General features: G+C 67.8%; 13 protein-coding genes and 1 pseudogene. 5 read left to right on the top strand and 9 right to left on the bottom strand.

The genetic code is table 11. The features are described 5' to 3' along the window. The 5 genes from N415_RS26240 to N415_RS26220 form a co-directional block, all read right to left on the bottom strand. A partial coding sequence (locus tag N415_RS26240) for a maleylpyruvate isomerase family mycothiol-dependent enzyme (protein ID WP_152531586.1) occupies positions 1 to 453 on the bottom strand: 453 nt, incomplete at its 3' end. Between the two features lie 11 nt (positions 454 to 464). Beyond that, on the bottom strand, positions 465 to 1,442 hold the full coding sequence (locus tag N415_RS26235; protein ID WP_068187986.1) for a sigma-70 family RNA polymerase sigma factor: 978 nt from the start codon (positions 1,440 to 1,442) through the stop codon (positions 465 to 467). A gap of 13 nt (positions 1,443 to 1,455) precedes the next feature. After that, positions 1,456 to 2,199 (bottom strand): DUF899 domain-containing protein, encoded by a 744-nt coding sequence (locus N415_RS26230; RefSeq protein WP_068187985.1) that lies wholly within the window; start codon positions 2,197 to 2,199, stop codon positions 1,456 to 1,458. 34 nt (positions 2,200 to 2,233) lie between these two features. Next, positions 2,234 to 2,980, bottom strand: a complete 747-nt coding sequence (locus tag N415_RS26225; protein ID WP_068187984.1) for an SDR family oxidoreductase — start codon at positions 2,978 to 2,980, stop codon at positions 2,234 to 2,236. Between the two features lie 21 nt (positions 2,981 to 3,001). Continuing rightward, on the bottom strand, positions 3,002 to 3,739 hold the full coding sequence (locus N415_RS26220) for an SDR family NAD(P)-dependent oxidoreductase (RefSeq protein WP_068187983.1): 738 nt from the start codon (positions 3,737 to 3,739) through the stop codon (positions 3,002 to 3,004). Between the two features lie 266 nt (positions 3,740 to 4,005). On the opposite strand from N415_RS26220, the gene N415_RS26215 reads away from it, so the two are divergent. Then, a complete protein-coding gene (locus N415_RS26215; protein ID WP_068187982.1) occupies positions 4,006 to 5,412 on the top strand; it encodes a TIGR00366 family protein in 1,407 nt (468 codons plus the stop codon). Further along, entirely contained in the window at positions 5,402 to 6,982 is a 1,581-nt protein-coding gene (locus tag N415_RS26210; RefSeq protein ID WP_081665532.1) for an allophanate hydrolase, read from the top strand. The genes N415_RS26215 and N415_RS26210 overlap by 11 nt, the downstream gene beginning before the upstream one ends. Before the next feature lie 7 nt (positions 6,983 to 6,989). Here the strand turns inward: N415_RS26210 and N415_RS26205 are convergent, their stop codons facing one another. Beyond that, positions 6,990 to 8,072 (bottom strand): serine hydrolase, encoded by a 1,083-nt coding sequence (locus tag N415_RS26205; RefSeq protein ID WP_068187978.1) that lies wholly within the window; start codon positions 8,070 to 8,072, stop codon positions 6,990 to 6,992. Positions 8,073 to 8,200: 128 nt separating this feature from the next. On the opposite strand from N415_RS26205, the gene N415_RS26200 reads away from it, so the two are divergent. Beyond that, the gene (locus N415_RS26200; RefSeq protein WP_068187988.1) at positions 8,201 to 8,668 is read left to right on the top strand and encodes an SRPBCC family protein; all 468 of its coding nucleotides are present in this window, start codon (positions 8,201 to 8,203) and stop codon (positions 8,666 to 8,668) included. 48 nt (positions 8,669 to 8,716) lie between these two features. On the opposite strand, the gene N415_RS26195 is transcribed toward N415_RS26200, so the two are convergent. Beyond that, entirely contained in the window at positions 8,717 to 9,046 is a 330-nt protein-coding gene (locus N415_RS26195) for a hypothetical protein (protein WP_068187976.1), read from the bottom strand. A 234-nt stretch (positions 9,047 to 9,280) separates the two neighbouring features. On the opposite strand from N415_RS26195, the gene N415_RS26190 reads away from it, so the two are divergent. Continuing rightward, positions 9,281 to 9,787: a hypothetical protein gene (locus N415_RS26190; protein WP_068187974.1), complete on the top strand. Its 507-nt coding sequence runs from the start codon at positions 9,281 to 9,283 to the stop codon at positions 9,785 to 9,787. On the opposite strand, the pseudogene N415_RS31710 reads toward N415_RS26190, so the two are convergent. Further along, a pseudogene (locus N415_RS31710) lies at positions 9,784 to 9,918 on the bottom strand (LLM class flavin-dependent oxidoreductase); the annotation flags it as partial. The gene N415_RS26190 and the pseudogene N415_RS31710 overlap by 4 nt on opposite strands. A gap of 39 nt (positions 9,919 to 9,957) precedes the next feature. On the opposite strand from N415_RS31710, the gene N415_RS31705 reads away from it, so the two are divergent. Continuing rightward, positions 9,958 to 10,476, top strand: coding sequence for a hypothetical protein (locus tag N415_RS31705; protein WP_152531585.1), 519 nt, complete (start codon positions 9,958 to 9,960; stop codon positions 10,474 to 10,476). A 40-nt stretch (positions 10,477 to 10,516) separates the two neighbouring features. Here N415_RS31705 and N415_RS26185 read toward each other — a convergent pair whose 3' ends face one another. After that, a complete protein-coding gene (locus N415_RS26185; protein WP_068187972.1) occupies positions 10,517 to 11,680 on the bottom strand; it encodes an LLM class flavin-dependent oxidoreductase in 1,164 nt (387 codons plus the stop codon). Positions 11,681 to 11,878 lie beyond the last annotated feature (198 nt).

Below are 11,878 nucleotides of genomic sequence, written 5' to 3'. Positions count from 1 at the left end.
CAACAGCGCCGAGGCGACATCCGACGGAATGGGGCGATGGGTTCGGCACGCCTGGGCGATGTCCCACGCGTGCAACACCATCTCGATCGCCCCAACGTGGACAACGGTTTTGGCGGGAAGGGAGCGGCCATAGATTTCACACCACCGGCCCGTCGTGGGTTCCGTGTTCGACACGAGGAGCAAGTCGACGATCGCGACCCGCAATGCGGCGACGGGATCGGTGGGATCGGTGGGATCGCCATCGGCCGCCGCCCGCCCGGAGGCTGGGCCGCGCGCCGCCAGCACGTCGGCGACATCCCTCAGCGAGCCGCGCACATGGCCCAGCAGCCGGCGCAGGTCCCAGTCCGTGCAGGGCGTCGGCGCCGAGAGGTCTGCCTCGCGAACCAAGAGGAGGTTGCTGAACAGGTACCGGGTCGCCTCGGCCATAACGCGGAGTTCGTCGGTGTCGGACACGGTCCGGACCCTCAGCCCGGGAACGTCTCGGGCAACCCGAACTTGGCGACCAGCGTGGCGTCGTTGAAGGCGACGATGCGGGAGATGCGGCCGCCGGCCAGCGACAGCACGTCCAGGCCGTGAGCCTGGAATGACCCGTCCGCCGCCCGCCGGTACATGGCGAACGCCGGGGCGCCGTTGGCGCGGGTGTAGGCCAGCCGCCATTGATCCGGCGTATGCAGCACCACCCGGGCAATGAATCCGCGTACCGCCTCCCGACCCGTGAACCACGTTGGGATGGGCGGCATTTCGAGTTCGACGTCCGCGCGCAGCAGTTCCGCCAGTTGGTCGACGTCGGCGTGTTCGAAGGCGGCCATGTAGCGGTCCAGAACGCCGCGCAGCTCCGGTTCGGCGGGCTCACCAAGCTCGTCGAGCGTCGGGCCGGCCTCGGCCAGTCGCGCCCGGGCGCGTTGCAACGCGCTGTTCACCGCCGGCGTGGAGGTCTCCAATATCTCGGCGACTTCGCCGGCCTGCCAACCCAATACGTCGCGCAGCACCAGAACCGCGCGCTGCAACGACGACAAGTGTTGCAGCGCAGCGACGAACGCCAAGCGGACGCTGCTGCGCACCGCCACCACCACCGCGGGATCGTCGGTGGCGCCGTACAGCAGGCTGTCGGGGGCGGGTTGCAACCACGGGATCTCGGATTGCGCCGGGGCCAGCGCGGCCGTCGGGCTGTCGGCCGGGGCGCTCAGCCCGGAGGGCAGCGGACGCCGCTTGCGCGTTTGCAACGCATTCAGGTACGTGTTCGTCGCGATCTTGTACAGCCACAACCGCACCGAGGAGCGGCCCTCGAACTTCTCGTAGGCCTGCCACGCGCGAAGGTAGGTGTCCTGAACCAGATCCTCGCATTCGTCGACGGATCCGAGCATGCGATAGCAGTACGCCCGCAACTCGGATCGGTACCGCTCGGCGACTTGGGCGAAATCGTCGACGCTGACGTCCGGCATGGCCCAAAGCCTTTCACGACCCGCTGCGCGACGGCCGGGGATCGTTGGGATTCCGCTCGCCCGGCTCGGGGTCCTCCCACCATTGCGCCGGCTGATCGCCGTACGCGTCGTGCCAGTTCCACCACGCATACGCGGGACCCTGCGGGTAGCCTTCCGGGGAATCCTCCCAATCCTCTTGGCGCCCAAGCGCGGTCATGTCCAGGTAGCTCCAGGTCGTGCCCATCGCCTCGTCGCCGCGGTTGTTGATGAAGTACGTGCGGAACACCCGTTCGCCGTCGCGGATGAACGCGTTGGTGCCGTGCCACTCGTCGACCCCGAAGTCGCGGTCGAAGTCGTCGGTGATGGTGTACCACGGCATCCGCCACCCCATCCGGTCCTTCACCCGCTCGATGTCGGCCTGGCCGGCGCGGGAGGCGAACACCAGGGTGGTGCTGCGCGCGTTGAGATGCGCCAGGTTGCCGACGTGATCGGCGATCATGGAGCAACCGCGGCACGCGTGGTCGGGCCAGCCGTCCACCCCCGGCTCCAGGAACGCCCGGTAGACGACCAGTTGACGCCGGCCGCCGAACAGGTCCAGCAGGCTCACCCTGCCGTCGGGCCCGTCGAACTGGTAGGGCTTGTCCACCAGAAGCCACGGCATCCGGCGGCGCTGGGCCGCCAGCGCGTCGCGGGCCCGGACAAGCTCCTTCTCCTTGGCGAGCAGCCGCTGGCGCGCGGCCTCCCATTCCTGCGCCGACACGATCGGGGGCGTTTGCATGTTCTCTAGCCTTTCGGTTGTGGTGGAAGGTCTTTCAGGCGATCTTCTGCAGGCCCGCGCCGGTCAGTAGGTAGCCCGCGGCGACGGTGTCCGTGTCGGCCTGCGCCAGCTCGACGACGGCCGCGCCGGCCACCTGGGGGTCGACCAGTTCGCCGAGCTGCTTGACGTATTCCTCCTCGGATCGGCCCTCGCGGGCCGCGTACGCCCGCACGGCGGGGCGGCCGAGTTCGGTCAGCGGGGTGATGCGGGGCATCAGGGCGGTGAAGCTGATGCCGAGTTCGGCGCGGTTCGCCTCGTCCTGGGCGTAGCCCGTGATGAAACGCTGGGTGGCCTTGGCGCCGGCGTACCCGCCGCTGAGCGGGGATCCGGCTAGGGCGGCACCGCTGCTGAAAACCACCACGCGGCTGTCGGGGCGCAGCGGCTTGAGCAGGGCCTCGCGCAGCCAGTGGAAGGCGATGCGCACGTCGGTGTTCCAGTTGGCCGAGAACGTCTCCCAGGTGTGGTGTTGCAGCGGGCGAGGTAGCGGGCTTGCCCCGGCCACCAGCACCAAAACCTGCGGGTCGTACCGATCCAGCAGGGTGCCGGGCACCGATGGGTCGGCCGCATCGGCGATCACCGCTTCGATGCTGCCGGCGCCGTCGGTCGGCTGGGGAAACGTCGTCGCGGTGCGGGACACGGCGATCACCGAGGCGCCGGCTTCGGCCGCGGCCGTTGCGATGCCGCGGCCCAGGCCCCGGCTGGCGCCCACGATGAGTGCGGTCTGGCCGGATAGGTTGTTCATCTCGTCCTCCTGGTGATGGTGTTATGCCGGCGTTGCCGTCGCAAGCAGCTGGGCGTATTGACGCTCGAGCTCCTTGGCCGGGGTGCTGTCCCAGCCCGCGGCGATGGATTGGGAGATCGGGTCGGGGAAGATGTCCTGTTCGCCGCGCTGCAGCGCGTCGAAGACGGCCGCCGCCACCGACCGCGGGGTGGCTTTCGGGATGTCGAGTTCGCGGCTCATGTCGGTGTCGACGGGGCCGGTGAAAACCGCGAAAACCCGCACGCCCTGGGGCGCCAGGACGGCGCGCAGCGACTGGGTGAGGTTGAGCGCGGCCGCCTTGGAGACCGAGTACGCCGGAATGATCGGCAGCGGCGCCAGCGCGTTGACCGACAGGTTGTTGATCACCGCTCCCCCGGAACGAATCAGCGCCGGCAGGAACGCCCGCGTCACCGCATGGGTGCCGAACAGGTTCACGGCCAGGTGCCGTTCGAGCACCGCGGGATCGCTCAGGTCGTCGTAGAGCGCGATGCCGGCGTTGTTGATCAGCACGTCAAGCGATTCCGCCGCGGCGGCGGCCGCGCGGATCTGTGCCGCGTCGGTCACGTCGAGCGCGACGGGGACCACTCGCTCGTCGGGAAACGAGGAACCGTCTCGCGTGCCCGCATACACCCGGTCGGCGCCCCTGTGCAGGGCTTCCTCCACGAAAGCCCGACCGATGCCGCGGTTGGCACCCGTGACCAAGACCGTTTTGTCCCCGAGTGTGTCCTCTGCCAAAGCCATGACAAGCCCCTCTCAAGCGAAAAGCCCCCGCACGGGGTGCGGGGGCGCCGATTGTGTATCGATCGAACTACAGGTATAGACAGGTTCCGTCGCCGAAACTCATCGCAAAGTCGGATGCCAATTTCCGCGTGTGCCGCGCGGCGGGCCGGCGACTACTGGCAACCTCGGTTGTCATCGCGGTCGGGTGCCGCTTAATTCACCCGGCCGCAACAAAATTGGGGTTGCCTTGGGCGGGGATTTCGGGAACGGGGAGATAGGGGCGACAGATGACCACAACAGAGCGTCGGGCAACGGAACGACGCGGGTTGATCCAGCGGCTGACCGAGGTCTGCGTCCGCTACGTCGAGCGCGTCATGCCCGACCCCTACCTGTTCGCGGTCATCCTGACGCTCATCGTCGTGGCGCTGGTGGCGCTGCTCGTCCGGGGTGCGTCGGCCTCCGGCATCCTCAAGGCGTGGTACGGCGGGGTGTGGGGACCGCAGAACATCTTCACCTTCGCGTTCCAGATGGTGCTCGTGCTGGTGACGGGTTACACGCTGGCCGAGGCGCCCGCCCTCAAGCGCGCCATCGTCCGGCTCGCGAGCAAGCCGAAGAACCAGGTCCAGGGGGCGCTGCTGTGTTTCGGCGTCAGCACAGTCTTCTCCTTGCTGAACTGGGGACTCGGTTTGGTGGCGGGCGCCCTGGTGGCGCGCCAGGTCGCAAAACGCCTGCGGGGCGCGCATTTCGGCTACCTGATCGCGACCGGGTTCATGGGCTACATCGTCTGGACGCAGGGCCTGTCGTCATCGATCGCGCTTGCCAACACCGACACGACCAGCCCGATCAACGTGATCCACAAGATCGCCGGGATCACCGTCCCGCTGACGCTGACGGTTTTCCAGCCCTACAACTGGGTCGCCGTCATCGCCATGGTCGCCCTGCTCGCGGTCGCGATCTGGCGCATGGCGCCCCGAGACGGTCTCGAGCCCGATCCGGCGGTCTTCGACGAGGAGCCGGAGCCACCCGCGCCCGACGGCAAGCGGACGTTTGCCGAGTGGTTGGAAAACCTGTGGATCCTCAACGTCATCGTGTTCGTCGCGGGCATCACGTACTTCGTGCTGAGCGGCTTCGCGCTGAACATCTCGTCGATGATCATGCTGTTCACCATCACCAGCGCCCTGCTGCACCGGACGCCGATTCGCTTCATCCGGGCGTTTTCGGGCGCGGCGAAGGTGTCCGGCCCGCTGCTGCTGCAGTATCCGCTGTACGGCGGGATCGTCGGTCTGTTGGGTTATCTGCCCACCGGGTCGGGCAAGGCGCTGCAGACGGTGTTGGCCGAGGCGCTGGTGCGGGGCGCCGATCAGTACACGCTGCCGTTCCTGACGTTCGTCGGGTCGGTCATCATCTCGTTGTTCGTGCCGTCCGGCGGCGGCCACTGGGCGGTGCAGGGACCCATCGCCGTCGACTCGGCGCTGGCCATCGGCCAGCACTCGCCGGCCTACCTCGGGCTGACCTCGATGTCGGTCGCGGTCGGTGAGGGGGTGGCGAACATGATTCAGCCGTTCTGGCTGCTGCCGGTGCTCGCCATCGCGAAGCTCAACGTCCGCCAGGTGATGGGTTTTACGGTGATCGCCTTCCTGATCGGTTTCGCGGTCGCCAGCGCCATGGTCCTCATTGCGCCGTATGTCATCTGACGCGCCAGCCTCGGTGCAGGGCTCTCCCAGCGCGCGCGTCGACGCCGCGTATCGGCGCATCGCCGAAGTCGACCGGCCGGAAGTCTGGATCACGCTGCGCGCGCGGGACGACGTGCTGGCCGACGCCGACGCGGTCGAAGGGCGGCTCGCCGCGGGAGAGAGCCTTCCGCTGGCGGGGCGGGTGGTCGCCGTCAAGGACAACATCGACGTGGCGGGCCTGCCGACCACCGCCGGTTGCCCCGAATTCGCCTACCGGCCCGCGAGCACGGCGCCGGCGGTGGAGCGGCTCCGCGGCGCCGGGGCCGTCGTGCTCGGCAAGACGAACCTCGACCAATTCGGCACCGGGTTGGTCGGCACCCGCAGTCCCTATGGCGCCGTGCGCAATTCGCGCCATCCTCACCTGGTCGCCGGCGGCTCCAGTTCAGGGTCAGCCGTGGCGGTCGCGCTGGGCATCGCCGACATCGGCATCGGCACCGACACCGCGGGCTCGGTCCGGGTCCCGGCCGCGCTCAACGGGATCGTCGGCATCAAACCCACGCTCGGCATCGTCCCCACCCACGGGGTCGTTCCGGCCTGCCCGAGCTTCGACGCCGTCTCGGTGCTCGCGGCGGACCTCGCCCTGGCGGCCGCCGCGGCGCGGGTGATGGCCGGGGTCGATTCCCGCGACGCCCGCAGCCGCACCTGGCCGGCCGACGTCCGCCTGGCCGCACCCGACACACCGCGGGTGGCGGTCCCGGAAGCCGCGAACCTCACCGCGCTCTGCGACCCGTACCGAGACGCGTTCGAGCACAGCGTGATTCGCGCCTCCGACGCGGGGCTGAGCATCGAGCCGGTCGACGTCTCGGTTCTGCTGGATGCGGCCCTGCTGCTGTATGACGGCGCGTTCGTCGCCGAAAGATACGCCGCGGTAGGCGAATTTCTCGACACCGCGCCCGCGGGCGCGGACCCGCATGTTGCGGCGATCATCACCGCGGGACGCGAAATCACCGGCGCCGCATTCGCCGCGGACTCCGACGCGCTGGCCCGAGCGCGGGTCGCCGCCGCCGACCTTCTCGCCGGCTTCGATGCGCTGCTGCTCCCGACGACGACCGAACACCCCGCGTTGGCCGACGTCGCAGCCGATCCGTTCTCGATCAACCGGCGCATGGGCACCTACACCAACTTCTGCAACCTGCTCGACATGGCCGCGGTCGCCGTTCCCGGTGTGGCGACGGCCGGCGGTGGCCCGTTCGGCGTGATGATCGTGGTGCCCGCGTTCCATGACCAGATCGCCATCGACATCGCCGCCCGCCTCAGCGGAGCGCCACCCACGCTGCTCGTCGAAAGTGGCTGCGAGGTGGCGCTATTCGGTTTTGCATCCCTGCGCCGGCGACTCGAACTCTTGGGCGCCCGCCACCTCGGTTGGGTCACCGCCAAGCCCGGACCGGGAGCGTCGTCGCGCGGCGAGCTGTTCCGGGTTTCGGAAGCCGGGCTGGGGCGGCTGCTGGCGGACCTTCCCGCGCCCGCGACGCTGACGACGGTCGAACTCGACGACGGCCGCGCGGTCACCGGGCTCACCGAAAAGAGCTGACCGGCAACTACATCCACAGTTTGGCCAACGAGTCGGCCAGGGTTTCGGGGTCCTGCTTGTCGGTGTTGCAGGTGATGGCCAGGGATGTGTTTCGGTCCTTGCTCACGCGGAATGCCGTGACGAACCCACCCCATGCGCCGTCATGATCGAGCGTGCCGTTGGCCATCAGATAGATGCCGGCCCCGTACCGATCGGCGCCACCCGGTTCGGTCGGCACCGCGCCGGCCAGTTGCGCGTCGAGGAGCGCGGGGCCGCCCACCCGGCCGGTTCGGTAATTGTCGGCCCACCCGACCAATTGGCTTGGCGTCGTTTGGATTCCGCCGTCACCGACCTGCTCCCAACCAGATTGGGTCGCCCGGTAACCGCCGCTGCTGTTCTCGTAGGGAACGGCTTTGTCGGGAATCGGGCCGGTGGGGTCCAGAATCATGGCCAGCCCGAGCGGACGGAAGATTTGTTCGGTGAGGAACTGCGGCAGCGGTTGCCGCGCGACCCGGCGGACGATCTCGCCGAGCAGCAGGTAATTGGAGTTGGAATACTCGAATTGGGAGCCGGGCTCAAATTCCAGCTTGGGCACGCCGGCCAGGGCCTGCAGGGCCTGGTCCTCGGTGGTGCGGTCAGCAATCTGATATCCCTGTGCCTCGAGAAGCCCGACGTACTCGGGGATTCCGCTGGTCTGGTGCATCAGCTGCGCCAGCGTGACGGTGGCCGCCCAGGTCGGCAGCTCGGGCAGGTAGCGGGACACCGGGTCGTTGAGGGCCAGCTTGCCTTTGGCGACGAGCAGGAGCAGCCCGGTGGCGGTGAACTGCTTGGATACCGAGGCGATGTCGAACACCGTCTGCGCGGTGATGGCCTTGCCGCTCGACATGTCGGCGACACCGCGGACGCCCGTCCACGCCACCTTTCCCTTGACGCCGACCGCGGCCGAGCATCCCGGCGCGCCGGCCTTGATCGCGTCGTCCAGCACGCTCTGGCTGCGGGCGGCCGCATCGGCGTGATCGGTTGCCGACGTGGTGGTGGGCCCGGGACCGCGGGCGCCGCCGCAGGCGCCGACCAACAGCAAGACCGCGAGACACGCGAACCGCCGAGCCATACCGTGAATGATCGCGCTCGGCGCGAGGCCCCGCAGAGAAACGACGCTTCGGGGTGGTGTTCGAGGTGGCGGAGGTATGGTACGCGGCAGTGCCATCCGGGTCACTCAGCGATCTTCAGGGAGTCGGGATGTCGGGTCGTAAGTTCTCGTTCGAAATCAACCGGACCAGCAGCGCGCCTGCGGCCACGTTGTTCCGGCTGGTGGTCGACGGCGCCAACTGGTCGAAGTGGGCCAAGCCGGTCATCCTTCAGTCGAGTTGGGCGCGCCAGGGCGATCCGGCGCCGGGCGGCATCGGAGCGATTCGCAAGGTGGGCATGTGGCCCTTGCTCGTGCAGGAGGAAACCGTCGCCTACGAGCAGGATCACCGCCACGCCTACAAGCTGGTCGGACCGCCGAGCCCCGCCAAGGACTACTCGGGCGAGGTGGTATTCACGCCGAATCCGGCGGGCGGCACCGACATTCGCTGGACCGGTGCGTTCGTCGAGGGAGTCCCCGGGACGGGACCGGTGATGCGGGCGGCGCTCGGCGGCGCCGTCCGGTTTTTTTCGGGCCGGCTGGTGAAGGCGGCCGAACGCGAATCACGTGACGGGCGGTAACGATTAGCTTGGCGCGCAAGGCTTTTCGGGACGCGTAACGCACCCATCTCAGGGGTTGTTGGCCTGTTGCTCGGTCGTCTGCGCCTGCTGCATGTCCTGTAAGAACTGCTGCTGGGCCGCTTCGTTCTGTTGCTCGGCCTGCTGCATGGACTGTTGCATCTGCTGCAGCGCAAGTTGTTCCTGCTGCTGGGCCTGTTGCTGGGCCCAGTCGTCGTCGTCGGCGGCGAGGCCCCCGAAGGGGCCGGCGGCGGGAGCCGACAGGGCCACGTCGGTCAGGCGCATGGGTCCGATCGCGGCGTGTGAGGTGTCGGGGCGCGCGGCATCGAACAGCGCGAGCATCGCCAGGGTCGTGGCCCCTGCCAAAACCAGTCGCACCATTCGCGGTCGCCGGCGACGAGCGGGGGCTGTGCTTGTCATCGTTCATGTATCCGCCCCGTCGTTAGCCGTGGCCTGAGAAAGGGCTGTCGCTCGCATATGAGATCTATTGGGCATCGAAAAGGTTTAAACGAGACACCCGAGGCCAAATACTAAGGGCGTCGTGGTTGGTTTGCCCGAGCGGGTAATTGCCCACGATGCGGCGGTGCGCATCCGTTGCTTCGAAGAGGTGGGCGAATGAAAAGATTCGTTATTTTCGGCATTGCGGCCGCCGCGTGGCTAGTTCTGAGTGTTCCGGTGGCACAGGCGGATATCGGCGGAAACGTACCGGGCCCGGGATTGTGCGACTACCCCGGCGTGGGCGGGTCGGGCATGGAGATGGGGGCCTACCACTACTGGTGCGATTTCCCGGTGGAGGAGAACGGTAGTCGCTGGCACTGCGAGTACGGCGGCGGCGCCGTGCAGGGTGTGGGCGGCGTCAACATCTTGCTGTTCAGCGCCTCGGTCATCACCCCGCTCGGGGTGCTGGAGGGTTCATGCTCGTTCCGCTGCCCGGACGGCTCGTTGTCGGCCGCGCCGAACCCGCCCGGCGCATGGAAAAACGCGCTCCACCCCAAAAAATGCGTTCCGGTAGAAGTGGCGCCGACGTCTGAACCGAACACCGGGCTGCCGCCGTGGCCGGGGCAGCTTCCCGGGGTAACGAACCCGGCGACCCCCAACCCGGTGACGACGGAGAACCCTTAGCTGCCTTTCTCGCTTTCGTACTTCTTGGTCATGTGCTCGACGGCCTGCAGCTGCGACTGCGCGAGGCCCTCGCGAACCTGCCCGGCGCGCGCGGCGGCGTCCAGCGTCGGCTGCGCCTGACCCTGGAAGTGGAGGCGCCAAAAACCCACTCTGACAATAAGCTCCCGGTGATGGCCGTCAACGAACCTGATCGTGGTCGCCGTTCTATCGGAATGGGTCGATGGTTGGCGGCAATCGCCCTGGGGGGTTTCGGGCTGTGGCTCCTCGGCCAGGGTGCATGCGATGCCTTCGGGTATCTCGCGGGCTCACCGACGACGGCGAAAATCGTTGAATGCCACGGCGCTGGTGCAAGTCGCGGTGGCGCAAGTGGCGTTGTTGCAAGTCGTGTTGTTGCGGTTTCCCCTGGGAATGGCGGGTACGAGTGCACGGGCACGTGGGACGTCGGCGGCCAGTCGCAGAGTGGCCCGATAGAGCCACCAGTCCCCAGCTATATCGAGGCCGGAACATCACTGGATGTTCATGTGTATGGCGACACCGCCTATACCCCAAACTCGATAGGCTGGTGGTTTCTCGTGAGTCTTATTGAGGGCGGCGGCGTCCTAGCGGGAGCCGTGCTCGTTCTTGGAATTCTGGAGTACGACCGCGACACCAAGAGCTGGAAGCGCAGGAAACCCTGGGGGCCTACGTAATCATCGAAGACTGGCGCCGCGACTACCGTTTCACGGCCGGTTACTTGCTTTTCAGTTCGTCCTCATACTTCTTGGCCATGTGCTCGACGGCCTGCAGCTGAGACTGCGCGAGGCCCTCGCGAACCTGACCGGCGCGCGCTGCGGCGTCCAGCGTCGGCTGGGCCTGACCCTGGAAGTGCGGGATCACCTCGGCGGCGAACAGCTCGGCGGACCGCTTGGTGGCGGCGGGATTGGCCCACTCGTGGCCCATCTGCAGGAAGCAGCCGAACCCGCCGGATTGGTCCCAGAGCCGCTGCACCTGGGCCCGCGCCCGCTCGGGCGTGCCGATCACCCCGGCGCCGCTCTCGTTGATGATGTCGATCATCTCGTCAAGCTGCTCCCCCGGCATGGTCATCTGCGGGAAGGCCGCGACCTTCTGGAAGTAGTTGAACCACGACTCGATGCCGAACTTCACATCGGCGCGGGCCTGCTCGTCCGTCTCGGCGATGTGCATCGGCCCGACCAGGCTCCAGTCCTTGCGGTCGACCTGCGTCCCGAAGGCCGCGGCGCGCTCCTCGACGATGCCCCAGTGATAGGACAGCGCGTCGAAGCCCTCGACGATCAGCGTCGCCCCGATGGACAACAGCCCGATGCCGTGCTTGCCGGCCAGCCGTGCGCCGGTCGGTGAGGCGACCGCGGCGACCGCGAGCGGGATCCCGCCGTCCGAGTAGGGTGCCAGCTGCAACTTGGCGTCAAAGAGCTGATGCGTGGCGGTTTTCGCGCTCACGGTCTCCCCCGCCAGCAGCCGCACGACGATGTCGAGGTTGGTTTCCAGGAGCTCGCGCGTGTCAGTGGGGTTGAGCCCGATCATCGCGGAATCCGTCGGCAATGAGCCGGGTCCCATCCCGCCGATGATGCGCCCATGCGTCAGGTGATCGAGCAGCATCAACCGGTCGGCGACCCAAAGCGGGTTGTGATAGGCGAGCGAAATGACCCCGGTGCCAAAGCGAATGCGCTTGGCGCGTTCGGCGGCCGCGGCGATGAAGACTTCCGGGGAGCTGATGATCTCGCTGCCCGCCGAATGATGTTCGCCGATCCATGCCTCGTCGAAGCCGACGGCGTCGAGGTGTTCGACGAACTCCAGGTCGCGCTGCAAGGCCAGCGTCGGATTCGTGCCTGCCCGGTGGAACGGGGCGATGAAATATCCAAACCTGAGCTTGCCCATTGGGGTCCCCTTGCGGTCGAGTTGCGGAGAACCATAACTCAAGCCGCCCAAGGTTAGGTCAAAAGGGCGGACCCCAGATATTGCTCAGCCGGCGGGGCCAGATTCACATGACCCCACCGGCTTGGGAGCAAGTCTTCGCCGTAACCGGCGTGTTAGTAGCCGCCGCAGACGTTGCCGACGCAACCCCCGCCGCCGCCC

It is taken from the genome of Mycobacterium sp. UM_CSW, assembly GCF_000455205.1.
GTDB lineage: Bacteria > Actinomycetota > Actinomycetes > Mycobacteriales > Mycobacteriaceae > Mycobacterium.
This window is presented reverse-complemented; position numbering and strand designations above follow the sequence as displayed.